25 protein-coding genes are annotated in these 24,382 nt (G+C 46.4%); 8 read left to right on the forward strand and 17 right to left on the reverse strand.

Annotation, left to right across the window (positions count from 1 at the left end; all coding sequences use genetic code 11):
- Nucleotides 1–7 precede the first annotated feature (7 nt).
- The 3 genes from KNP93_RS04095 to KNP93_RS04105 are packed head-to-tail and all read right to left on the reverse strand — an operon-like array spanning nt 8 to nt 3,827.
- Nucleotides 8–1,270, reverse strand: coding sequence for an oligosaccharide flippase family protein (locus tag KNP93_RS04095; RefSeq protein ID WP_131502327.1), 1,263 nt, complete (start codon nt 1,268–1,270; stop codon nt 8–10).
- A gap of 12 nt (nt 1,271–1,282) precedes the next feature.
- Complete coding sequence (locus tag KNP93_RS04100) at nt 1,283–3,154, reverse strand: polysaccharide biosynthesis protein (RefSeq protein WP_214853312.1); 1,872 nt, start codon at nt 3,152–3,154, stop codon at nt 1,283–1,285.
- 22 nt (nt 3,155–3,176) lie between these two features.
- Entirely contained in the window at nt 3,177–3,827 is a 651-nt protein-coding gene (locus KNP93_RS04105) for a YveK family protein (RefSeq protein ID WP_131502329.1), read from the reverse strand.
- 328 nt (nt 3,828–4,155) lie between these two features.
- Between KNP93_RS04105 and KNP93_RS04110 the strand changes: the two genes are divergently transcribed.
- Both KNP93_RS04110 and KNP93_RS04115 read left to right on the forward strand, forming a co-directional pair.
- Nucleotides 4,156–5,445: an O-antigen ligase family protein gene (locus tag KNP93_RS04110; RefSeq protein WP_131502330.1), complete on the forward strand. Its 1,290-nt coding sequence runs from the start codon at nt 4,156–4,158 to the stop codon at nt 5,443–5,445.
- A gap of 31 nt (nt 5,446–5,476) precedes the next feature.
- Nucleotides 5,477–6,235 carry a hypothetical protein gene (locus KNP93_RS04115; protein ID WP_131502331.1) on the forward strand — a complete coding sequence of 253 codons (759 nt, stop codon included), beginning with the start codon at nt 5,477–5,479 and terminating at the stop codon, nt 6,233–6,235.
- A 67-nt stretch (nt 6,236–6,302) separates the two neighbouring features.
- Here the strand turns inward: KNP93_RS04115 and KNP93_RS04120 are convergent, their stop codons facing one another.
- Entirely contained in the window at nt 6,303–7,295 is a 993-nt protein-coding gene (locus KNP93_RS04120; protein ID WP_131972212.1) for an ATP-grasp domain-containing protein, read from the reverse strand.
- A gap of 95 nt (nt 7,296–7,390) precedes the next feature.
- A complete protein-coding gene (locus KNP93_RS04125) occupies nt 7,391–7,888 on the reverse strand; it encodes a VanZ family protein (RefSeq protein ID WP_214853316.1) in 498 nt (165 codons plus the stop codon).
- Nucleotides 7,889–8,116: 228 nt separating this feature from the next.
- Between KNP93_RS04125 and KNP93_RS04130 the strand changes: the two genes are divergently transcribed.
- A complete protein-coding gene (locus KNP93_RS04130) occupies nt 8,117–8,536 on the forward strand; it encodes a helix-turn-helix domain-containing protein (protein ID WP_131502334.1) in 420 nt (139 codons plus the stop codon).
- Between the two features lie 69 nt (nt 8,537–8,605).
- Here the strand turns inward: KNP93_RS04130 and KNP93_RS04135 are convergent, their stop codons facing one another.
- From KNP93_RS04135 to KNP93_RS04150, 4 genes are all read right to left on the reverse strand, one after another.
- Nucleotides 8,606–8,914: a hypothetical protein gene (locus tag KNP93_RS04135; RefSeq protein WP_131972206.1), complete on the reverse strand. Its 309-nt coding sequence runs from the start codon at nt 8,912–8,914 to the stop codon at nt 8,606–8,608.
- A gap of 272 nt (nt 8,915–9,186) precedes the next feature.
- Nucleotides 9,187–9,930, reverse strand: a complete 744-nt coding sequence (locus KNP93_RS04140) for a hypothetical protein (RefSeq protein ID WP_131502336.1) — start codon at nt 9,928–9,930, stop codon at nt 9,187–9,189.
- On the reverse strand, nt 9,923–11,131 hold the full coding sequence (locus KNP93_RS04145) for a hypothetical protein (protein ID WP_214853319.1): 1,209 nt from the start codon (nt 11,129–11,131) through the stop codon (nt 9,923–9,925). Before KNP93_RS04145 ends, KNP93_RS04140 begins: the two co-directional genes overlap by 8 nt.
- A gap of 81 nt (nt 11,132–11,212) precedes the next feature.
- Nucleotides 11,213–11,359 (reverse strand): hypothetical protein, encoded by a 147-nt coding sequence (locus KNP93_RS04150; RefSeq protein WP_165871603.1) that lies wholly within the window; start codon nt 11,357–11,359, stop codon nt 11,213–11,215.
- Between the two features lie 147 nt (nt 11,360–11,506).
- Here KNP93_RS04150 and KNP93_RS04155 point away from each other — a divergent pair, with 147 nt between their 5' ends.
- Entirely contained in the window at nt 11,507–12,379 is an 873-nt protein-coding gene (locus tag KNP93_RS04155; RefSeq protein WP_214853324.1) for a helix-turn-helix domain-containing protein, read from the forward strand.
- A gap of 22 nt (nt 12,380–12,401) precedes the next feature.
- Here the strand turns inward: KNP93_RS04155 and KNP93_RS04160 are convergent, their stop codons facing one another.
- Together KNP93_RS04160 and KNP93_RS04165 are read right to left on the reverse strand one after the other, a co-directional pair.
- Nucleotides 12,402–12,620: a hypothetical protein gene (locus tag KNP93_RS04160; protein ID WP_214853327.1), complete on the reverse strand. Its 219-nt coding sequence runs from the start codon at nt 12,618–12,620 to the stop codon at nt 12,402–12,404.
- Nucleotides 12,621–12,919: 299 nt separating this feature from the next.
- Complete coding sequence (locus KNP93_RS04165) at nt 12,920–13,093, reverse strand: hypothetical protein (RefSeq protein WP_214853329.1); 174 nt, start codon at nt 13,091–13,093, stop codon at nt 12,920–12,922.
- A gap of 130 nt (nt 13,094–13,223) precedes the next feature.
- On the opposite strand from KNP93_RS04165, the gene KNP93_RS04170 reads away from it, so the two are divergent.
- Entirely contained in the window at nt 13,224–13,805 is a 582-nt protein-coding gene (locus KNP93_RS04170; protein WP_214853332.1) for an LOG family protein, read from the forward strand.
- Nucleotides 13,806–13,873: 68 nt separating this feature from the next.
- Here KNP93_RS04170 and galU read toward each other — a convergent pair whose 3' ends face one another.
- From galU to KNP93_RS04185, 3 genes are all read right to left on the reverse strand, one after another.
- Nucleotides 13,874–14,752: a UTP--glucose-1-phosphate uridylyltransferase GalU gene (gene galU, locus KNP93_RS04175; protein WP_131972194.1), complete on the reverse strand. Its 879-nt coding sequence runs from the start codon at nt 14,750–14,752 to the stop codon at nt 13,874–13,876.
- 110 nt (nt 14,753–14,862) lie between these two features.
- A complete protein-coding gene (locus tag KNP93_RS04180; RefSeq protein WP_131972192.1) occupies nt 14,863–15,816 on the reverse strand; it encodes an ABC transporter ATP-binding protein in 954 nt (317 codons plus the stop codon).
- A gap of 14 nt (nt 15,817–15,830) precedes the next feature.
- Entirely contained in the window at nt 15,831–16,640 is an 810-nt protein-coding gene (locus KNP93_RS04185; protein WP_026827415.1) for an ABC transporter permease, read from the reverse strand.
- A gap of 821 nt (nt 16,641–17,461) precedes the next feature.
- Here KNP93_RS04185 and KNP93_RS04190 point away from each other — a divergent pair.
- On the forward strand, nt 17,462–19,558 hold the full coding sequence (locus KNP93_RS04190; protein ID WP_214853338.1) for a 5'-nucleotidase C-terminal domain-containing protein: 2,097 nt from the start codon (nt 17,462–17,464) through the stop codon (nt 19,556–19,558).
- Nucleotides 19,559–19,639: 81 nt separating this feature from the next.
- Here KNP93_RS04190 and KNP93_RS04195 read toward each other — a convergent pair whose 3' ends face one another.
- Nucleotides 19,640–21,052, reverse strand: coding sequence for an ankyrin repeat domain-containing protein (locus tag KNP93_RS04195; protein ID WP_214853341.1), 1,413 nt, complete (start codon nt 21,050–21,052; stop codon nt 19,640–19,642).
- Nucleotides 21,053–21,414: 362 nt separating this feature from the next.
- Here KNP93_RS04195 and KNP93_RS04200 point away from each other — a divergent pair, with 362 nt between their 5' ends.
- The gene (locus KNP93_RS04200) at nt 21,415–21,615 is read left to right on the forward strand and encodes a hypothetical protein (RefSeq protein ID WP_214853343.1); all 201 of its coding nucleotides are present in this window, start codon (nt 21,415–21,417) and stop codon (nt 21,613–21,615) included.
- A gap of 55 nt (nt 21,616–21,670) precedes the next feature.
- Here the strand turns inward: KNP93_RS04200 and KNP93_RS04205 are convergent, their stop codons facing one another.
- Nucleotides 21,671–22,183, reverse strand: a complete 513-nt coding sequence (locus KNP93_RS04205; protein WP_131972185.1) for a VanZ family protein — start codon at nt 22,181–22,183, stop codon at nt 21,671–21,673.
- A 126-nt stretch (nt 22,184–22,309) separates the two neighbouring features.
- A complete protein-coding gene (gene desA / locus KNP93_RS04210) occupies nt 22,310–23,329 on the reverse strand; it encodes a Delta(5) desaturase DesA (protein ID WP_188004747.1) in 1,020 nt (339 codons plus the stop codon).
- A gap of 340 nt (nt 23,330–23,669) precedes the next feature.
- On the opposite strand from desA, the gene KNP93_RS04215 reads away from it, so the two are divergent.
- The gene (locus KNP93_RS04215) at nt 23,670–24,347 is read left to right on the forward strand and encodes a DUF3298 and DUF4163 domain-containing protein (protein ID WP_214853346.1); all 678 of its coding nucleotides are present in this window, start codon (nt 23,670–23,672) and stop codon (nt 24,345–24,347) included.
- The last annotated feature ends 35 nt before the right edge of the window (nt 24,348–24,382 follow it).

Genomic DNA, 24,382 nt, shown 5'->3' on the forward strand with positions numbered 1-24,382 from the left:
CCCTCCTTTAGCTGCTTTGTTCAATTGCCAGTGTCAGTTTTCGTGGATAAAGCGAACGATAGAGCGCCGGAATCAACAGTCCGATCTGGGTGACGGCACATAATCCGTAAGCTGTCGTTGCCCCGTACAAACCGTACATCGGAATCAGGATGCTGCAGGCGACGATATTAACGATGACGCTGCCGAAGATGGCAATCGTCTGAACACGGAACTGTTGAAAACCGGTCAACAACGCTTGGATGACGGTCGAATTATAAAAGAAGAGCGAGGCGACCATCATCAGGACGAAAATCGTATGGTACTGGACAAACGAGGCATTGTAGAAAATCGTCAAGCCCCACTTCCCGAAGAAAATCGACCCGATGATCAACAGGATACCGACTGCATTCGTCATGAGCAGCATCGACCGGGTCAGCTTCCGTAATTCCGGTAAGCTTTGCCGCTCCCCGCTGTCGGAGGAGAAGTTCGGCAGCAACACGGCGACGAGGGAATGAATGAACAAGCTGCCAAGAACCAGGAGATACGCGATGCTCGCATAATAACCGAGTTCTTCCGTTCCGATTGCATGTCCGACGAACAGGCGGGGAATGTTGGCATTGAGAGCGATCAATAAGGCGACGAATCCGAGCGGGACTGCTTTAAAGAACAATTGCCGTCCCGTTTGATACCGTTCACTCATCTGCTGGTTTTCAAATCCGTGACCGACACGCCGGACGGTCGGTAAATCGTAAAGAATCAACATGATCAGGTTTCCGGCGACGAGTGCTAAGACGAAGCCGTGGATCGAATGGGTCGTAAAAAGAATCAAGGCCGCACCTGAGACGTTGACGAGACTGCGGAAAATCTTGGATAAGGCGACTTCCTTGAACGCCATATGTCCTTGGAGAAATCCGTAGGCGAGATCAGCGAATGATTCCATATACTTGTTCAGGTAAACGAGTAACGTCAGCCAGAGGATATCGGCTTCCCCAAAGAAATAATAGACACCGAGAAGGACGAATACTCCGACAGATAATAAGGAAAAGCGGGTCTTGATGAACAAATTGAAGTTTTTTAAGCCTGACCGTTCTGCCGTCAGGATCGTGCTGGCATTTAACCAGCAAAACATGACAATCGGAGCGGTTAAAGCGAGCGCGTAATTGAAGTAACCGATGTTGAGTGGTGTGCTCCATTTAATCAGCAGTGTCAAAATCATCCACTGATGGAGGGAATAGGCCGTATCTGCAATGAAAATCAGATTAAATCGTGACAGTTGCCGAACAGATTTCATCTCGTCTCCCCCTCATTCCCGGGCGATCCGAATCGCCGGTGGAATCGTCTCCGGCATCATGTCGGTCCGGTTCGTCGCTTCAAGTAGATACGTCCGTAACGCCTGTTCATCATCCAGCGTCAAGGCGATGTTCCGTAAATAAGGATCAATGGATCCGAACGGTCGTGTCTTCCCGACGAGAATCTTGTCAAAGACCCGTTCTTCATGTACTTCTTCCGTCGCGAGCAACTCTTCGTATAACTTTTCACCTTTTCGGATGCCGCTGTAGACGATTGGAATCTGTTGTTCGGTAAAGCCGCTTAAATGAATCAGGTTCCGGGCGAGCGTCGTGATGTTGACGGGTTCGCCCATGTCGAGGACAAAGACTTCTCCACCTTCTGCGAGGACGCTTGCTTGAATGACGAGCCGGCTCGCTTCTGGAATCGTCATGAAATACCGGGTCATTTTCGGGTCCGTCACGGTAATCGGACCGCCTTTCGCAATCTGGTCCTTAAAGAGCGGAATGACGGAACCCCTGCTCCCTAACACGTTGCCGAACCGGACGACAGCGAATGTCGTCTCACTGTTGCGGGCAATCTGCTGGATGGCCATCTCCGCGATTCGTTTCGTCGCTCCCATCACACTGCTCGGATTAACCGCCTTATCGGTCGAAATCATGACGAATCGCTTGACTCCGGCCGCTTCCGCGGCAAGCGCGACGTTCCGTGTCCCGTAAATGTTATTTTTGACCGCTTCACTCGGATTATCTTCCATTAACGGGACATGTTTATGCGCGGCCGCATGGTAGACGAGATCCGGTTTAAAACGTGCCATGACATCCATCATCCGGTCCGCATCCTGGACATCAGCGATAACGGAGTGGAGCGTGATTCCTTCCGTTACGGCTTCCAGTTCACGCCGAATCAGATAAATGCTGTTTTCTCCATGACCGAGTAAAATCAGATGGGCCGGTTTGAATTTAATCAGTTGCCGGCAAATCTCTGAACCGATGGATCCGCCGGCACCGGTTACAAGGACCGTTGCTTGACTGACACTTTTTTCAATCTCCGTGATATCGAGTTCCACCGGTTCCCGACCGAGCAGGTCAGCAATCGATACTTCGCGCATCTGATTGACGGAAACCTTGCCGGAAGCCAGTTCAACAAGCATCGGTAATGTATGGGCTTCGACTTTCGTCTGTTTGATCCGGTTCAGTAAGGCAACCCGGTCCGGATAGGCAAGTGACGGAATCGCCAGGACGACGGCTTCAATTTTATGTTCTTCAATGATGCATTCGAGCTGGTCAATCGTTCCGATAACCGGGACACCGTGAATCATCATCCCTTTCAGCTCCGTAAAATCGTCGAGTAATCCAACGACATTAAGGATGTGGGCTTTTTTCTGTTTCAGCTCTTTCGTGATCATCTGCCCCGATGCACCGGCACCGATGATCAACGTCCGTTTCCCGAGCGACCGATTTTCACGTTTCAGTTCGAGACTCCGTCCACGGATCAGCAGACGGACGAACAAGATTCCGTTCAGAACCAGTCCGGTTTGGAGGAAAACGGCGCGTTCGACGGCAAAATCGAACAACGCGTACTCAAGTCCGAGAAGGACGAAGCTGCTCGCAACAACGACGACGAGCAGCACACCCAAATCTCGGAGGCTGGCATACCGCCAAATGATTTGATAAAAACACATCCAGTGGGCGACCAGCGTCAAGGCGACCCATTGAATCAGGGCGATTTCGATAGCATCCATCAGTTCAAAGTTGGCCGTGAGGTTCAGCGGGTTAAAGAAGTAAAAGGTCACGACCGTCGCAGCAATGATGATTGAGGCATCGATCAGCCGCAGTAGACCGATTTTCATATGCCGGCGATATTGCTGAAATGGCGGGGCTTGCATGATCGGCTCCTCCTTTCTTCAATCAAGAACGGCTGGGATGACTGACAGCTTGCGGGTAAGACGTCTCTTTTGTTTCTTCAACGACTGACTTTTTTCCGAGCGCCCGGGAATAGACGATCAATAATCCGAAGAGGAGTCCGAGAATCCCGCCGATTGCGGTATTCATCAGAATGTTCGGCGAGACCGGTTTCGTTGGAATCCGGGCTGTCGAGAAGACTTCCGTGCTGCTTGTTTTGATCAGTTGCGGCACATAATCCTGGAAGACTTCCGTCATCGTATTCGCCTGGATTGCGGCTTGTTCTGCCGATCGATCCGTGACCGATAAGGCGATGACTTGGGAGTCCAGGTTACTGGCAACGGTCAGACGATCCGTCAAATCAAAGATCCGTTTATCCGTGACGTCCATCTTTTGAGCGACCTGATCAATGACTTCAGGGCTTCTTAAAATATCTTGGTAGGTACTGACAAGCGTCGTCGTCGATGTCGCTTCCGCATCCTGTTGCGGGACGACAAGGATATAGGCAGTCGCTTCATACGTCGGTGGAATGACATAAGTGCTGACGGCATATCCGGCACCCGCTAAGAGAAGAGTCAGTAAGCAGAGTACCCACCACCCTTTCTTTAATGTCATCACATGGTCACCGAATGTCTTTTTTTGATGGATGGAATTCACATGGTTCACCTCTTTCTCACTACCTGACATGTTGGATGGACACTGGTTATGGTTACACCTTATTTCCAAACGACTGCCAAAACAATTAGAGCTTGGTGGAAATGATTATATTTTTTTGAGGAGTCATCATGCTTCGGTATCGTTAGTTCATCGAAAAAGATTGATTCACAAAAAAAAGACGATTCACAAAAAAATGATCGCCATTTTTTCAAAATCATCCGTGAAAACTGCATGAATTTTAGTAAATGAAGGGTAAATACCAATTTGATGATTAAAATACTGAAAATTCGGTAATAAGTCCTATATGAAGGGTGGATAGATACTAGTAATGATGTTAAAATCATACAATATACCTGAATCGATTGGCTTATTCCTCCTGGCTCTTTGGGTCCTGATCGATTTATGGACACGTCCTCTCTCCTTCACGGACGAAGTCCTGCCGAGTCATTGGAACATCTGGATCGCTCTTATCTATCTGATTCTGTTTACTGGCCTTTATCTTGTTACCCGTCCCTTGTATTTTCCGCCACGCGCCTTGACCCAACGACTTGTCACTTCGTTTTTACTTTATCTCACGTTTCACGCTATCATTTTCTTTTTTCGTCCAGCTGTCGATTCTTCGCTTGCCCTACTCCATCTGTTTACGACATGGCTTTTCGTCATCATCGTTCTATCACTGACGCTTCAACCTTTCATCCGTTGGTTTCAGCTGTTGAACCTCATCCTTCTCTATCAGGCCTTCTTTCTCGCTGTTTATGCACTCATCGTCTCATTCGGAAAACAATACGTTCCGATCGAGAACATTCAGTCGTTGCAACTTGGTCCCGTTTCCTTATCCCAACTTTATGTCGGTGAGCAAGGCAGTTTTCTCCGGTCAGCCAGTCTGACCAACAATCCGAATACGTTGGCAGCATGGCTCGTTCCTGGCGGTCTCATGGCCTGGATGTCTGTCCTGCAGTCGATTGCTCGCCGAAATCTCCGGTCATTCGTTCTGTTCGGGATTATCCTGATTGTGATTTTCATTGGTCTGATCCTTAGTGCTTCGCAGACTGGTCTCTATTCATTTTGTCTGCTTGCGCTGTTGACGACGATCTTATTGATTCCGGCCCATCGGTTGCGTTATCAGGTGACGGGGCTTTATCTGATTGGTGCCGCGATTCTCATCGGCTCACTGTCCCTCAACCACTCGTTATTCGCCAAGTTGATCAGCCTCAACGGAAGGAGTGAGTTATGGCAAGCCGGTCTGACCGCTTCACTCGACCGGTTTTGGTTCGGACACGGACTCGGCTCTGCTGTGATCGGGCTTGAACAACAGCTCGGACCGAGTACACTGTATACGTTCCACAGCACGCCTATTGTCTATCTGTATGAACTCGGATTTTTCGGACTGTTGCTGTATTCCGCGTCATTTCTGTTGATACTCGTCCGGTTCATTCAGGATTACCGCTACGACGATTCGTTAGCGATCAGTTTGTTGTTACTCAGTATCTGGTTGCTTTTGCTCCAGTTCACAGAAAGTGTCTTGATCCGGCCCAGTGGATTTTATTTCATTTGGCTCAGTTTTCTGATTTATGCGACACGCCGTCGCACGACCTCACAAGAAAGTACCCACACCTAGACGAACACCTACACGAAAGGGGTATGACATCATGAAGAAATGGACAGAACAACAAGTAATCGACAGCTTAATCGAGGCGAGTATTGCTTATCCTGCCTTGGACGCCAAGACGTATGCCCGCTGGTCGACCGGAAAAGAAATCCCGTCGATCACGACGATTATCAACGTGTTCGGATCATGGCGTGAAGCGTTGCATGCAGCTGGGTTATCATCCATTCGGCCATACTATTCCGATCAGGAGATCCTCGCTTTCATCAAAGAAGCTTCAGAACGTTTGCATCCGTTTCATAGCAACAGTTACCGCGAATGGGCCAAAGCCAAACACGGTCCTTCCTTGACGTTGATTAACCTTCGTTTCGGGTCATGGTCACGGGCCCTTGAGGAAGCACACATCGAGATGACACGTTCAATCTGTATGACAGAAGAACGCATTATCAACGCGCTCCTCGAAGCATCGGACGTTCTTCCGCGCCTGACGACCCAGACCTACTCGATTTGGGCGCAGGAAAACGGACATCCGACGGTCGCGACGATTGCCCGAAAATACGGTTCATGGGTTGATGCCCTCACTTGTCTCGACATCGCTCCCCCACGGCGGAAGTGGGTCGAAGAAGATGTCCTTGATGCGTTGAGACAGGCACAACGCGAGCTCCCATCGCTCAGCATCATCCACTACCGGAAATGGGCGGAAGGACGATCCGTCCCGAGTACGTCGACGATCAACGCCTTATTCGGGAGCTGGACGTCTGCTGTACAGTGCCTCAAACGATCCCGTGTTTCGATTTCTTGACGGATGTCATCTGTAATAAAAATGCCGACCGGATTTCTATACGAAACCCAATCGGCATTTTTTGCATTCATCGCTTGATTTGTTGCAGTTCAGCAGCAGAAACCAAGGTGACCGTGTCATGCTTTAGCATGTAGACATCACTCATGTACTGTCCGATTTGAGGGACGTTGACTTGTTGCATGAGATTCCGGTAAAGTTGCGCCGGAAAATTAACGCCACACTCATAGGCGTGGGGATAGCCCCCACCAAAACGCGGATTAATTTCCGAAAGATACAATGTACCTGCGACATCAAACAAATCAAAATCGAGCGGACCCGTCAAGCCGGATTCTTCCAAGACGTGTTCAATTAATTCAAAAACGTCTTCCCGGACGACGGAACGACTTTTATCCGTCTCCCCTGCCCGCATCGTTAATTTCTCCTTGATGAAGATAGAAGTCACTTTTCCAGAAATCAAATCGACATACGCATCGACGCCGAGCTCTTGACCGACTAATAACTCTTGAACGATCAGATCGCGATTCTTCGCGAATAACTGTTCGACCTCTTCGAAGGTTTCCACCTGGCGGACTTCCGTACTGGCACTCCCGCTACGTGGTTTGACAAACACAGGCAGGCTCACTTCTCCTATGGAAAAAGCTTCTTGAAACGATTCCATCGAGGGGTACGTCCGCGCATGGGCGATACCTTGACGCAGACAGTACTCATACATCGTATATTTATCGAAACAAAGTTGGCAGGCGGCATACGGTGAAACGACGACTGTCACCCCCACGGCTTGAAATCGTTCAGCTGATCGAGCCAGCAAACTGAGTTCCGGATCAATCAGTGTCAGGATGGCCGTCACTCCCGCCTCTTGACAAAGCTTCAGTAAATGATCGATGTAATCGACCTCATCTATCTTCGGAACGATGTAATGGTCCTCCGTCATATATAAGGCGGATGCCAATGGACTACAGTCTGCCGTACTGACACGTCCCGTCTTGAACTCTTTGACAAAATACTCGACGAGCTTTGCCCGGCGACCGGCGCTCGTAATCAATAGATGAGGATGCTGCATCCGATTTCACTCCTTTTAGTTAATGAGATTAATCTTTTTTTCGACTTCCATCATCAAAACCCTGCTTTTTCTCTAAAAAAAATAGGACAGAAGACTCACGGGCGCATCCATTGTTCACTTGGTCTTTTCTTCCAAAATAATCGATACAATAGAATCCCGATCAAAGCACCCGTGCCGTCCAGTAAGACATCCTGAATCAATCCGGTCCGTCCGCCCGTCAATATTTGATGAAACTCATCAAAGACGGCAATTGTAATTGCGACTGTATACGCAAACAAACCGGCCAACGCATACGGACGGATCATTCGATACGTTAAATCCACCAAGGCGATGCCGAGAACGATGAAGATGGACAGATGGGCTGCCTTTCGAATGAAAAACTCAACAAATCCAGAAGCACCAAGCGCTTCCACGCTGACTTCCCCATGGTAGTCAAACGAAATGAACCGAAGCTTTTCGACGAAACCTAAATCAAAGTACCTCGACAACCCAGGCTTTAACGACTGCTCTTCATATGGCATCGAACTCGAGATAAACAAGATGGTTACAATCAACAGGGTCACATAACCGGACCATGGAATTTTTTTAAACATATATGCCCTCCTTTTCTCGCTAACTATTAGAATAGCATGTTCTCTTTTAGAGAACTTCCCAATATTTTCAAATAACACATGATACCGTGAATTTTAAACCCATTAAATACATAATCATGTAATTATTTTTTATTAAAAACTTTTTTTTACATTTAGAAGGTTTGCGCTATAATGAAAGTGGTTATTTAGTACTAGTAAGCTTATCGGCAAGAATAGGAGGTGAGGCCCGTGGAACGTGCTCTCGGAAAAAAAATCATGAAATTGCGTAAACAACATCAGTTCACCCAAAAACACTTGGCTGAGCGATGCGGAGAAACGGTCACTTCGATTTCCGCTTACGAGCGTGGTCAACGAATGCCAAATACGCAAACATTAGAACGGCTTGCTCTTGCTTTGAATACGACTGTGATTGATTTGATTGATCCCCAATATGTCCAACATCCTTCATTACAAGAATTTATGGCTCAATCCCTCGAACCGACGCAACCGCTCGATTTCAAGCTCGTCCTGGAAGATGTTCTCGTCCACTTGACGCTCTCACCGGAAGTCTACTTCAATGGTCGTCTGCTGACACAAGAGGTCCGTGATCATATGGCGACAACCATTAATCAAGCACTCCAACAAGGTTTGCAATCGATTAAGATTTGACTTAAAAACACGATGAGAAGCGGACAGGATGTTTCCTGTACACATCTCATCGTGTTTTTACTTGCCGTTTCAATCAGATTTTAAGACATGGTGAATGTAAAGTTGACCGTCTTCATATGTCGCTTCCATCATCCGGTTGAAAAATGGAGACTTCGGCGTCTTTTCAGCTAAGAAAACACGTTCGAAGCGACTATGTGCTTGATCGACAAAACTGAGTTTGAGTTCCCGTGCAGCGGATTTGAATGTCAAATGTGTTCCGCTCTTACCAAAGGCATCGGGAAGAATAACATAATCCACAAACTCAAAACGCTCTTCCGGAAATAATGTTTCGATAAACGATAAACAACTGGCTTTCAGTTTTGCTACCTTCTCATCCATAACATTTACCTATCCTCCGATTGTCTGATGGCATCATGAAACTGATTAATAAGGGCTGCTTTTGTTTATTACCCCACCTTTAGACCTAGTTAAACTAGTATTTAAAATATTTTTTATCCAATTTAAGGAACTAATTATCTTCAAAAAGGCTGACTTCTTTAATTTTTTTCTTCGTAACAACGATTTAAAGCACGCGATTTTTTTATGATACCAAAAAGGGACAGATCATAAAAAAATCTGCCCCTTTTGATAGTATAAGATAGATTGTAAAATCAACCGATTTTATCAAACTCTAAAATACTGATGCTTTTCCCGGCGTACAATGTCCGTCCCCGATACCTGGACAGTTTAGCAAATTCAAACAACGTATCTGTTTCGTACAGATGTTCCACTACATAACCAACCTTCTCATCAGAAGCCGATTTCAGATACGTATTAAAAATCAACCGGTCGCGATCGACCTTTTGACCGTAAAACAAGGTACAGTCCTCAATACGTCGCGAGGCAATCGGTTGGACATTTTGTCTTAAATAATCCGCTTTATGGATACTGATCAGTAATTGACCGTCCGTTGCCAATAAGTGACGGATATTCCGGAAGAACAACAACAGTTCCCCCCGTGAATATCGTGCAATTGTTGTACCCGGTAAAACGATTTTATCGAATACTCCATTCCCCATCACATCAATCAACTCATTGCTGAGACCATAGACCCGATTCAGGTATTGTTCAGAGATACCCGTAATCCGATTCAGTTCCGGTTCAACGAGATGCAAATCATATCCTTCTTCACATAGCAGATTGAAGAGATGCGGGGAAAAGTTCCCGTGCAGCAAGACACGGTCGTCTTTCTGCAGATACCGGCGATATAACATCAACTCATCAACTTCAGGCAAGGTGGACGTTTCTTGATAAAGTGCCATGAATCGGTCGTCTGCAAACAGATGATCGAGAACTTGAACACGTGAATAACTCCCTTTTCGCGCAAATGGACCGAATAATGGTCTGTCATCCATGATAGATCAACTCCTTATACGTCTGAATCGCCGATTCATAGTCTGTACCAAGCCGCTTTGGCAAAACATCAAACCGTTCCTTTTGATCGGCTTCGAGAATGGCGAGGAATGTCTCATCCGTCTCAAACAACTGATTCGTCACCAGTTCGAAGGCGAAACATCCTTCGTTATTTTGAATCCCGATCATCGTCAGCGGACCAATCTTTCCGTCGGTCCGCGGCAGTTCAAATGCGCTGTAAGGCGTCACGAACTGACTGGTCCCTTGAAACGTTGAAGCGAGTTGAAACAGAATCGGATATAAGGCGAGCTGAGTAATCGGAGCGAGCGCTTCCCATCTCGCCAACTGATTTTGACGTAACTGACAAATATTTAAGTCGAACGCCGCACTAAGCAATAGCCGTTTTCCATAATCCGCATAGATCCCGTCACTGTGAATGAACAGACGATGGGAGGACGGCGTACCGGTGAGCGTCGCATAATCAAGAATCCCGATCCGCTGTTCCGGATTAGAGACGACACTTGTCTCATGCCACTGTTTGATAGCAGCATCCAACTCCTGGCGGTCAAACGTCGCCAATCGTTCTCTGACATTAAAGGATAACGTATCGGAAAAGGCTAACAAGACCGGCGTCCGGCTCATCAATTCAATGACCGGCAAATCATGACGAGTCGACTGATCAATGTACAACAAACTGTTAATCGTCATCTGATCAAACAGGGTGGGTACAATCGAGTCGAGTAACTCTGTTGTTTCGACATAGACGTGACGCAACGGTTGCGGCTCCCGAGAAGCCGTATCCGGATAGACACCGGTGAATAAAGACATCAACGCATCTTGTAATTCAATCGGTTGCGTATGCACTGCCATCCCGTCTAACGGGATGGTTCCGTTCAAGAAATATGGATCACCGAACAAGACATCGCCCCGCTCATTAATCAGATGAAACTGAACATGTAACATCCGCTGTTGTAAATACGCGACAAGTCGCAAGGCCCGCTCCCCCGTTCCTCGCAGGACAAACAAATAATGTTCGAATTCTTGAAAGTCCATATAGTCGAGTAAATCCAAAAACGTATGCTGATCGTAATCATAACGATCCATTGAGAACCGGTGCTGCTCACAAAAAGTCGTGAGCGCATCGGTCGGGTCGAGTTGGTGTAACCATCCTTCGCTTTCAGAAAGAACCGTTAGTCCGATCATATCCATGCTCCTTTCAGCAGTCTGTATTAAAAAAGGCTTCAAACCTGTGACGGAATGAAGCCACGTCAGCAAGAGACGTCATCATGAAGTTTTTAATTCTCGTTTCGCCGTCGGTTTGATCCGGTCCATTTCCCGACTTGCCAAGGGTGCGACCGAGACAGTAGCAACATTTAAGCACCAGCCGTAAGATGTCATCGTCCGGCGCGATTCTTTAAAGGTGAGATTCATAGGAGTTACCCCTTTCATTCGTTTAAAATGGCAGACAACACGTTGACGACTTTTTGAACTAAAAGTTTGGTATCAGATCCCGTTCCCTCTTATAATGGAAAAGGGTATCGTTTTCTCAAATCCACTGGACAGAAAGGACAGAACCCGATGGATCAATTCACGTCACCGCAGATTGGTCTGGCCCTTCGCCGCCTTCGCAAGAAACATAATCTGACGCAGAAGGATTTGGCGAACGGAATTTGCAGCCAGGCGGAAATCAGTAAAATTGAAAGTGGGACACATTCTCCGACGGTTGATTTGTTATATGCGTTATCGAGAAGGTTACAAGTTCCAATTACATTATTTTTAAGTCAAGAACATCATCTAGATTCAATTAAAATAATAGATGACGAACTTTTAACTAAATTTCAAAATAAAGACTATGCAACTATATACAACGAATCTAAAAAAAAATTGAATATTTTACAGAAAGACGAAGAATTATATTCTCTTTATTCTTATTACTTGCACTTAAGTGCCTATCGTATGGAAAAGATAGACTATAGGACGTGTATCGTTGAGATGCAAAGGCTATCAGAAAAATATGTCACCTTTTACTACTCTCCGAAAATGTTAATCCGTATAAAATCTGCAATCGCTACAATTTATTATGAGAAAAAGAATTATTTACATGGATTAAAAGTCTATGAAGAATTACTATCACTTAGCTTAGATAGTGATGAACTATTAGTTGAAAAAATAAGATTGTTGTACAATATTTCTAAAGTATTAGTGGCTAAACACAGACCCGAAGAAGCTCTAAAATATATAGACGATGGCATTGAGCAGAGTTTAAGATTTAAAGACATGTCTTTATTAGGTCAACTTTATTACCAAAAGGCGTATGCTTTAGAAATGTGTGACTCTAGTTCTAAAGAAATAGAAAGTGCTTATCATAAGGCCTATACTTTATTCGACATTTTAGGAATGAATGAGTATAAACAAATTCTTTTACGTAATAATAAAGTATTTTTACAATAAATAGATTGTACGAAAGTGATGATTAAGCTTTATTCTTTTCTGTAAACTCACCTGGTAGAAGATCTTTTGCTACGTGTTTGACCGAGAACTCACCTGGTAGAAGATCTTTTGCTACGTGTTTGACCGAGAACTCACCTGGTAGAAGATCTTTTGCTACATAAGATATATTACTATTTATAGTAAGACCACTTCCTAATACAACGAAAATACCTGCAATAGCAAGCTTCTTTTTCAAGTTCATAATGAATAACCTCCTAATTTTTTTGTCTAGCTCTGTAACAACATCATATAACCTTAGACCCCCTCCGGATATTCGAATACGAATATTTAGTGTATTTTGCACATTATTTACACTTACCATACCTTTCGTCTTAGGTCATAGGTCCCGAAACGTGCATATTATTTACATTTTATCCACCTTTGTGTCGATAAAGTGTATGAAAATAGATTTTTTAGAATATTCACTCACTCTCATCTTTATGATTCTTTCGTATACAAAAACCCGTTCCGTCTGCTGCACGCAAACGAAACGGGTTTAATTTATTTTGAAGAACGGCGCAGTGCAATGAAATACCCCACTCCAAGTAAGACGATCAGTCCGAGCAAAATGCTGCTAACCGTTGTTCGGGCAGGTGATTCCGGGATCCAAAGACCGATTGCAAGATTGATTGCCGCAATCAATAAGACAAGCCAGACGATGATTTTAGGTATCATTACTTCCTCCTCCACTTCAATGTTTCTTGATTTGTTTTTCTTCGTCAAAAACTTACAAAATCCCTCTTATTCGAAACATCCTGATATGATATGTTGACAGAAGACGATTTTTAACAAGGGGGACCTATGGATGAAAAAGTTAGCAGTATTTTGTGGTTCTAAAGATGGAGCAACACCCATTTTCCGTCAAGCCGCAACAACACTCGGGACGACGCTCGCAGCGCATCAAATCGGACTTGTCTATGGCGGTTCACGTGTCGGGACGATGGGCGCCGTTGCGGACGCTGTCCTCGCAGCCAACGGACAGGCAGTCGGTGTCCTGCCCCACTTCTTGCAGGAAAAGGAGATTGCCCATCCGAATCTGACAGAACTTCATCTCGTCGAATCGATGCATGACCGGAAAGCGAAAATGGCAGAACTGGCCGACGGATTCATCATCCTTCCCGGTGGTCCGGGAACGATGGAAGAGTTTTTTGAAGTCTTTACCTGGGCACAACTTGGTCTTCACGAAAAGCCGTGCGGCATCTTAAACATTGACGGCTATTACGATCCGCTCGTTGCGTTATTTCAACAAATGGAGACACAAGGTTTCCTGATTCCGGAACACGCGTCGATGCTGCTCGTCGAATCGGATCCGGAACGGTTGCTCGAACGCTTCCGCTCTTATCATGCACCACAAATGAAAACGTATATGAACACGAAGCAAACGTGACACATCAAGCTGACAACTACTCTCTTTCGACAGGGGTAACGGAACTCTCATCCGTCACCCCTGTTTTTTTAATCCTTCCAGCTCTCGACATACCGTTTGAGTAACTGCCGGACGTCTGCCTGAATCTCTGCGTCTTCGAGCGCAAAGGCTAACGTCGTCTCGACGTACCCCATCTTCTCCCCGACATCGAACCGTTTCCCTTCCACCTCATATCCGTAGACCTCTTCTTGTCCATTCAGCCGTTCAATTGCATCCGTCAGCTGAATCTCTCCGCCCGATCCCGCTTCTTGAGTCGCCAAGTATTCAAAAATCGCCGGAGTCAGGATGTACCGTCCGATGATCGCCATATTCGACGGTGCCGTTCCCTGGACCGGTTTTTCAACGAACTGACGGACCTGATATCGGCGTCCTGTCTGATTCAATGGATCGATGATGCCGTACCGGTGTGTATCTTCCGTCGGGACGTGCCGGACACCGACGACCGAGGCGTCCAGTTGTTCGTATTGATCAATCAGTTGTTTTAGACCCGGTTCTTCCGAGACGATAATATCATCCCCGAGCAAGACGGCAAACGGTTCATCGCCGATGAAATGCCGGGCACTCCAGATCGCATGTCCGAGTCCTTTCGGTTCTTTTTGACGGATATAATGAATCTCCGCCATCGTCGTCGAGGCATCGACCTCTTTCAGCAAGTCGAGTTTCCCTTTTTGACGCAGGATGTTCTCGAGTTCCGGTGCGTGGTCGAAATGATCTTCGATCGCCCGCTTGTTCCGTCCGGAGACGATGATGATTTGTTCGATTCCTGATGCCACCGCCTCTTCGACGATATACTGAATGGTCGGTTTCGTTAAAATCGGTAACATTTCTTTTGGCATCGCTTTGGTCGCCGGTAAAAACCGGGTCCCGAGACCGGCTGCCGGGATGATGGCTTTTCTGACTTTCGACACATACATTCCTCCTCAGCACTTGATCCGTTACTCGTAAACATTCGCTTTCCAGTATATTGTTCCCTGTTTTACTCAAAAAAAGACCAGAGACACATGTCTCTGATCCGTTCTTAAAATAGTTTAGTTAAGGCTTCTGTAAACGTCGCGAATGACGGTGTCTCATCGATGACCATCAGACTGCCGGCTGCAAGCACCAGTAAGCTGATCCCTGACAAGATCCATCCCGGATGTTTGACGGTATCTTCGGCATCCATGTTTTTCTTGCCCGGTTTTGCCTGGGCCCCCTGTTCCTTCAGACGATCCCGCCGGTACTGGTGCTGTTCTTCTTTCGTCAGCTTCTTGTATTCGGTCAGGAACTTCTTGTATTCCGGTACGACTTCCTTCGTCGTCCCGTCGAGTTTAACCTGTCCGTATTCGAGCCAGATGACCCGCTCACAAAAACTCCGAATCTGGTTCAACGAGTGACTGACGAAGATGATCGTCTTGCCTTCGTTCTTGAACTCGTTCATCTTGTCGATACACCGGTTATAAAACGTCTGGTCACCGACTGACAAAGCTTCATCGACGATCAGGATGTCGGCATCGACATTGACGGCGATCGCAAATCCGAGGCGCGATTTCATCCCGCTTGAATATTTTTTAATCGGTTGATCGATGAAATCCCCGATGTCCGCGAAATCAATGATCCCCGGCATCCGGCGTTCGATTTCTGCATCGTCCATCCCGAGCATCAAACATTTCAGGTGGATGTTCTCACGGCCGGTCAAAACGTTTTTCAACCCTTGGGAAACGGCGATGATCGCTACTTCCCCGTTGATCTCGACGTCGCCTTCGTTGGCATAGATGATACCGGAAATCAGATTCGACAGCGTCGATTTCCCGGAACCGTTGATTCCGACGAGACCGACGACTTCACCGGACCCGATATCAAGTGAGACATCGCGGAGCGCCGTAAACGTCTTAACGTTTTTACTTTGATTCTTAAACAGTAACTTAAATTTTTCTTTTGTCGTCGTGACCATATCGAACCGTTTCGTGACATGGTCGAGTTTTATCATAGACATGGCGATTTCCTTCCTTAAACGAGCTCGGTGAATGATTTACGGAACTTGATGTGTAAAAACGTTCCGGCTGTGAACAAGAGCAGTGTCACGCTCCAGAAATAAAGTCCCGTCGGCCACTCCTGCCAAACCCAGGCTCCGCCGAGCAGGCTCGCGCGGTATCCTTCCACAAGGTAAAAGACCGGATTCAGGCGAAGTACACCATGTAAGACATCCGGGAACCGTTCGATGTTCCACAGAATCGGTGTCAGGTAAAAGAGCATCCGCATCATCGACTGCAGGAATAATTGAATGTCTTTGACGAGCGTAATCAATGTCGAGAAACACAGGGAGAACGCGTAGACGAAGATGTAAGTCGCCGCCATATAATACGGGAGTTGGAGTAACTTCCATGTGATCGGAATACCGTTCAGGATGATGACGATGAAGACAATCAGGAGCATCGCGAAATGCTGGTACATCCGGGATAGGATGACATACGACGGAATCGCACTCATCGGGAAACGCATTTTCGTCACCATCGCCAGTCGGCTGTTGATCGAGTTCGATCCGCGCAACAAGGCATCATTGATGAAGAACCAGACGACGATCCCGCAGAGGAGCCAGACGATGAACGGCGTGTCACCGTCGACGTTTTTATTCCCTTTCAGACCGACACCAAAGACGAACCAGTAAATAAAGATCTGTAAACCGGGATTGAGCAGCTCCCACAAAAGTCCAAGTCGTTGCTCCGCGTGCGCCGATTTAATCTCATAACGGGCGAGACGGCGAATCAGCGGAAAATTCTCCACTTGTTCGCGGATGATGCTTTTCATTTCTTTCCACATAATTAATTTCCTTCCGATCTGTAAAGGTACATGTATTTTAGTTCGGTTGCATCCAATTCAAAATAAAAAGACGGGCTCCGTTCGCGATTCTTCAAACGAACGACCGACTGCGGACAGGCAGACGCCTGCACGTTGATTCATTCCTCCCTTCCTTTTCAAGCACTCTTTTCCTATTAAAAAAGCAGGCACCGGGTGCCATACACTTAATCAATTCTAGCCATCGTTAAAATTCATGTCAATGTATTGGGCAAACCGACACCAAACTGTAGCTTTCTCCCCGATAAAAAAACCAGTCGGCAGCGGTATGAAAGACATCGCTACTGACTGGTTTGGAATGGGATAGAAGTGGAAATTCAATCGTCGTGGGCGGGGACGACAATCCCCAAATCAGTAAAATGCTCATCACACATAAGATGACCAAAACCATGGTGCCTTGAATCGTCTCTTTCATCGTCTTGTTGCTCTCCTCCCGCGGTTTCCTCATTTCTTCATCATACCGAACTCATGCACTGAACTCCACCAGTAGATTATCAATTAATGGGAATGTTTGACGATTTGATGTATATTTCCGTTTCTTTTTTCATTCGGACAGATTATAATGAAAGCGTTATCATTTTACATGTTTAGGTCAAATTAACCAGAAAAACGTGCTGAAACGGACGTCTCCCGCTGGTTGTCATGTCGTCCGACCTAAGAATTTACGAATTTTACAAAAGTTTTATCGCACCACCTGTCAAGAACGACTTATAGTAGAAGAAGAGGTCAACGATCGCATTTCGACCTTGTATTCATACACCCACTTTGAAGGAGGATTTTTACGCATGTATAAATCAAAACCGCTTTACGCGGCAGCCGTCGCTGTCGCCCTGACGACATCGGCAATCGTGCCGGTTGCACAGACTACTGTATCGGCAGCAACGCATGTCAAGGTCAAAACGGTCAAACTCAAGTCACTCGTCTTCACAAAAGGTGCCCCGGTCAAGTTACCTGCTACATACAAGGGCGAGAAAATCACGTGGAAAAATTATGATCGTCACATCTTCAACCGCTATCAGACGGTCAAAGGAACGTATGGCAAGAAGAAATCACCGATCGAAGTGAAAATCCTCATTCAAAACTATGCCGTCAAGTTCGTTGAAAGTGTCAAGGAACAGACAATCTATGTCGGTGAAAAACCGGAACTTCCGAAAATGTTGGCTGTCCTCTATGCGACAGGCCGTGTCTACGACAAGCCGGTTCGCTGGTCGAAAGTCGATACGAGCGAAGCCGGTGTGAAATATGCCGTCGCGAGTTACACACGTCTCGGAAAAACAATCACACTCAAAGCAAAAATCAACGTCCTCGATATCAATAAAGATGATTTCTCAATCGGTTTGATGCACACGAACGATACGCACGCAAACCTTGATAAAGCACCGAAACGGGCAACCGTCATTAAAGAACTCCGCACTGCCTATAAAGCAGACGGCACACCATCACTGTTACTTGACGCAGGCGATGTCTTCTCCGGTTCCCTTTACTTCAATAAGTTCAAAGGACAAGCCGATCTCGAACTGATGAACTATATGAAATACGACATGATGACGTTCGGTAACCATGAGTTCGATCTCGGGGATGCGGACAACCATCTCGCGTTACAAGAATTCGTCACGAAAGCGAAATTCCCGTTCATCACAGCGAACGTCGATTTCAGCAAAAACGAATTACTTAGTGGTCTGCAATCTAAAACGATCACAGCCGGTCCTGAAAAAGGTAAAATCTATCAAGGCATCATTAAAGAATACAAAGGACAAAAAATCGGTTTCTTCGGTCTGACGACAGAAGAAACGGCCGATATCTCGAGTCCGGGAACTGTCGCCTTCGCGAACTACATCGACAGCGCGAAAGCAGCCGTCAAAAAACTCGAAGACCGTGGCGTCAACAAAATCGTCGCCTTGACGCACATCGGTTTCGATGACAATCCGGCCGTCGACAACGATCAGTTGCTCGCTCGTAACGTGGACGGCATCGATGTCATCGTCGGTGGTCACTCGCATACGAAACTCGAAACACCGGTCGTCGTCGATGATACGGTCGTACCGGGTAAAGCAGAGCCGACTATCATCGCTCAAGCTTACCAGTACGGTGATTTCCTCGGAAATCTTAACCTGACGTTCGACTACAAAGGGAAATTGACAGAGTATAAAGGATCATTGATCGACGTCTCGAAAGCAGCAGAAGATGCTACTGCCGCGTCTATCCTTAAACCGTACGCTGATCAAATCACAGAACTTAAAAACGAAGAAGTCGGCGCGAACATCGTCAACGAACTTGTGAACCCGCGTGGCGAAGTCAGTGTCCGGAACAGCGAAACGGCACTCGGAAACCTGATCACAGACGGTATGCTTAAAAAAGCTAAAGAGTACAATTCAGAGACTGTCATCGCGATGCAAAACGGTGGTGGAATCCGTGCTGCCATCAATGCCGGTCCACTCACGGTCGGTGAAGTCTTAACGACACTTCCATTCGGTAACACACTCGCAACAGCGAAATTGACAGGTCAGGAAATCAAAGACTTGCTTGAAATCAGCGTTGGCGTCGCTCCAATCGAAAACGGCGGTTTCCTCCACGTCTCAGGCATGAAGTTCGAATACAGCAGCAAACTCGCAAAAGGCGACCGTGTCACGAAAGTAGAAGTCAAAAACGGCGATACGTTTGAAGCCCTTGACCTTGCGAAAACGTATGTCATCGCAACGAATGCCTTCACAGCAAAAGGTGGCGACGGACTCACACCGTTCGAAGTGGCTTATAAAGCCGGCCGTGTGACGGATCTTGGTCTCTCAGACTGGGAAAACCTCCGCGACTTTACGAAAACACTCGGTCAAGTCGATTACAAAATCGAAGGCCGGATCGTTGATACAAAAGCAGAAACAAAATAATTCCGCAAAAAAAGACCGGGCTTAACAGCCGGTCTTTTTGCGTCTTCAGGAGGCGGAGCATATCCCATCCTGTTGTTATATTCATAACGTCTGGGTCTGATTTTGTTTCAGCAAGATGATGATGTCATCAAGCTCATACTCCTGTGCCATCATCAATGGGGTATAACCATCGGTATTTTTGATTACCGGATCGGCGCCCCGCTCAAGCAATAGTTGGACGGTCTCTTTTCCTTCGCCTTCAACCGCGTGATGGAGTGGTGTGTATTTCTCGTCGTCCTGTTGATTGATCTTCTCACCCCGTTCTAAGTACAGCTCAACCAATTCCTTGTTGTTGCTGTAGACCGCTGTGATGAACGGCCGTTCGCCGAACTCATTGACGGCGTCGACATCACTGCCGGCAGCAAGCAAGGCTTTAAAGACTGTTTCCAGCCCCTCACTCGACTTGCGGTACCCGAGATAATGCAGGGCCGTATCGCCGTCGGCATCGACTGCCTGCATATCACTCTTCGGAATCAACGTTTCGATTTCTGCGAGCGTCCCCTTTTGAATCGCCGCCATCAGTTTCGATTCTCCAAGATCTTCTTTCGCCGTCTGTTCGGCAACGGAAGAGGCACCATTCGGCAACCAAGTGGGCAACTCAAGCTTGGTCACGGCGAAGACCAGACCGGCCAGGGCCAGACAGCTCAGACTGACGACGGCGGCACTCGCAATACGGGTCGACTGTTTTCGCGGAGCGTCGAGTCCGGCAAACGTCAACCGCCGGGAAATGGACGACTGATTTCGGAACAATTCACTGAGCGCTGCGGCAAACGGCATCGGTTGGCGTTTTTGACCGATATAGGCATCAAGGTTCAACGTCTGCCAGGAGACAGGACCGACAACGGACCTGACAAGCGCCGGGACACGGTCCTCTTCTGCAAGACAAGCCAGTGCCAGCCGGTCAGCCGTCTCTTCGCATGCCCGGAGATAAGCACTTCTCAGGAACGGCACCCAACTCCCGAGCAACAGTAGCATCCGTTTCTCTTCGTGGTTCTGTTTTAAATGGACGAGCTCGCGCAACAGTTCGAAACGCGTCGCCTCATCGACCGGATAACCGGGCGGTAAGACAAGCAGATACTTTTGAAACAAGCCGATCGTCCGTGGACGTTTGATTGTCTTATGGTTTGTTACGATGATTTCCGGCACCTTCCAGAATCCCAGTCGTTCCGTATCCTGCCGAAGTTGTTCATAAACAAGCGGCTGCTGCTGTTCACTCAGCACCATCCCGTCCGTCCGGATGGTCATGACACGAATCCACTGACGAACCCAGAACATACCGAGTAAAACAAGGGCCGTTCCAACGATTATGATCCATATTGTTTCAAGCGTCAGAATGCCGATGATTAAGCCACAACCCGTTACGAGTGTACTCAGCAAGAGTAACCAAAAATAAAGTCGCTCTCGTACGGTCGCGGACTGTTGTCTCTGTCTGATTTGTTTCACTTCCTCATGCATTGGTTCACCTCTTTTTCTCACTCCTCTTATCATACCGGTAATTCCATAAGAGTTCCAAGGCAATTCTTGTTAATCATCCAAATCATTATATTTAAATATATTTTAAGGATAAAAATATATTCCCCCTAAGTATGTCTAAAGACTCATTAAAGTTATAAATAAGTTGATTAAAAGCCACTTTCAAACACCATTTATCTAGTTATACCAACATAAATCGTAACATTTGAAACATTAGGCGAATGATTCTTTAGAACCATATAATTTTTAGTGACAGGTGCGACAATAGTCATTTATTTAAATTGCTATTCCCTCTTAAATACCATATACTAACTACTAGAATGAAGAATATGGGAGTGATTTTCTTGGGATTATTAGGACTTTTTAATAAGGAATATACGATTCAATATCAAGTTATCGAACAGGATGAAATCGTGGACACAGATCGCCTGATCATTAAAGCCGGTGACCACACGGCAGCGCGGAAAAAAGCAGATACGATGCTTCGTAAACAATTCGGTCGGACGCAATATCAATATAAAATCGAATGGGTCCAACGCTTCTAATCGTCCAAATACCCGGTCGCCTCAGCAAGATTGAGACGACCGGGTATTTTTGTCTTTAACTCGACTGCAAGTACTCAGTCTTAACGATTCGGTCGGCTTTGATAAACAGGCGAATGGCCGTATACAGAACAATTCCAAATACAGCCCCACTGCCATCAATGAGGACGTCTCCGACGAGCGGGGTCCGTCCGCCGGTCAATTGCTGATGGAACTCATCGAACACTCCGACGGTCATCGCTGTCGTCGCGGCAAAGAAAGCAGCTGGAACCGGACGATAGCCGCGCAGACGCAAGACATGGACGAGGCTTGTCCCGAGGATGAAGAACAGGCCGGCATGCATCCCTTTACGGATGAAAAATTCAAGGAATGCTGCGGGTCCCAGGGCTGCGACACTAATCGGCACCTCATAATGAAACGAGACGAACGAAAAGGCATAGACCCATCCGAGTGGGATATGATTCGTCAGAAACGGAATCAAGGATTGTTGCTGATAACTCATCGAACTGAATCCAAATAATAAAAGCAAAATAGCTCCTGCCATGATGTAGCCGATTGATGGGCGACGCATCCGAACATCCCTCCTTTTCAATACTTGCCATCGTACCATGGATTCCCGGGCGAGACATACGGCAAAAGTCGGAGTTCGCAACAAAAAAAGCCTTACTCCTTTTAAAAAGAAGTAAGACCCTATCGTTTATGAGACAGACGTTTTCGGTTCACGCAAGAGATGCTTGATTTCCCCGAACGTCACGAACGTTTTATTTTTAGCGTCATACAGCTTGTAACGCAGCGACTTCAGACTTGAGAACAAGCCGATTGTCGTTGCCTTTTGAAGCGGTGGTGTCGCCGTATGCGCTTTTTCTAAGTTGTAGTTCGGTACACGCGGACTTAAGTGATGAACGTGGTGGAAACCGATGTTCCCTGTTACCCACTGCAAGACTTTCGGCAATTCATAGTATGAGCTGCCTTCGATAGCTGCCTTGACGTAATCCCATTCGCTCTCATCCTCGAAATACGAGTCTTCGAACGTATGCTGGACGTAGAATAACCAGATTCCGAGTACGCCTGCCGTGAACATCGTTGTTCCTTGAATGATCAGGAACGCCTGCCATCCGATGAAGTAAATCATGATGCCGTATAAGACGATTAGTGACGCATTGATGACATGCGTATTGATACGTTCTTTTTTCCGGGCATCTTTCCGGTTAAAGCGGCTGACGACTAAAATCAACAGGAGTGGTCCAAGACCAAACATGACGAACGGATTACGGTAAAGACGATATTTCAAACGCGTCCATTTTGAAGCTTCGACATATTCTTCGATTGTCATGACCCAAATGTCACCGACACCGCGTTTGTCCAAGTTCCCACTGGATGCGTGGTGAATCGAGTGCTCCCGTTTCCACTTCTCATACGGGAATAAAGTCAGAATGCCAGTAATCGTTCCGACGACTGCATTGGCCTTTTTGTTTTTGAAGAATGACCCGTGTGTACAGTCGTGGAAGATGATGAACATCCGGACGACGAAACCGGCTGCGACGATCGCAAGCGGAACAGCGAGCCAAACGGAAATCTGTAAAGCTTGATAGGCCAGGAACCAGGCGACGAGAAACGGCAGGATCGTATTGATCATTTGCCGGACGCTTGATTTGACGTCTGCCTTCTCAAAAGGCGAAACGTGTTTGCGAAGCTGGGCGATTTTTTCTTTACTCATGTGTTGCTTCCTCCTCGAATTCGTACAGCGTTCACGACGCTACTATGAAATGAACTTGATATGAAACCTGTAAACGGCGTTCGTGACGGTGAATTCGTAACATCCACATGAAGATCGACCCGACCGATATAGTTAAACGCTTGAATATTTTTAATACCTGGTAATTATAGCACATCGAAAAAATAAATGAATATTAAATTCTGATATCACTTGAAATATTTATGGTCAGATGGACTCCAAAATATTGATTTGGAGATAAAAGAAATGTAAAGGGAATTACTTACAATTAGGCTAGAATCCCGTATACTAAAAGAAATACATTTTTAAGGAGCGATTACTTATGAAAAAATCCTGGTTCATCCCCCTGCTGTCAGCGACATTACTTTTACCGACCACTTTGTCTGTTGATGCAGCGACGAAACCAACCGTCATCACAAAGTACGCAAAAGACAAAAAGGCATTGAAGTACCCATATGTCACGAAAGGTCCATCGACGAGTGTCCAAAAAACGATCAACACTGACCTAACTGATTTCTCCAAGTTCGCCTATCAAAACTATTTAGAGATCGAAGCCTTCGAGAAAGAAGAAAGAAAAACCTCTTACTGCAAAAAAAATCCGTCGATGTGCAACTATACATACAGCACGTCTTATAAAGTTACTGGAAATAACACGTCTTATTTGACATTCACTTTGTCGGATTATTCTTATACAGGCGGTGCCCACGGATTTGGTTATAAATATGGGGTCAACTACTCATTGAAAACAGGTAAAGAAGTGCCAATCACAAGCGTCTTAAAAACATCGACACAGTTTAAAAAAGTTGAGAAGTACATCTACAATAAATTAAAAAACAATGACGATTACTTCGTCGATACATTGGGTGACGTCGATGTCTCAAAAAAATCAGAATATCTGATGATGAAGGATGGCATCAAGGTCGTCTTCCAGTCTTACGAGATTGCGCCTTATTCGACAGGTCAGCCGGAAATCTTTGTTCCGAAAAGTGTTTACAACTAATCAAAACATCCACGCATCAATGGGCGTGGATGTTT

It is taken from the genome of Exiguobacterium sp. s166, assembly GCF_018618855.1.
Classification (GTDB): Bacteria; Bacillota; Bacilli; order Exiguobacteriales; family Exiguobacteriaceae; genus Exiguobacterium_A.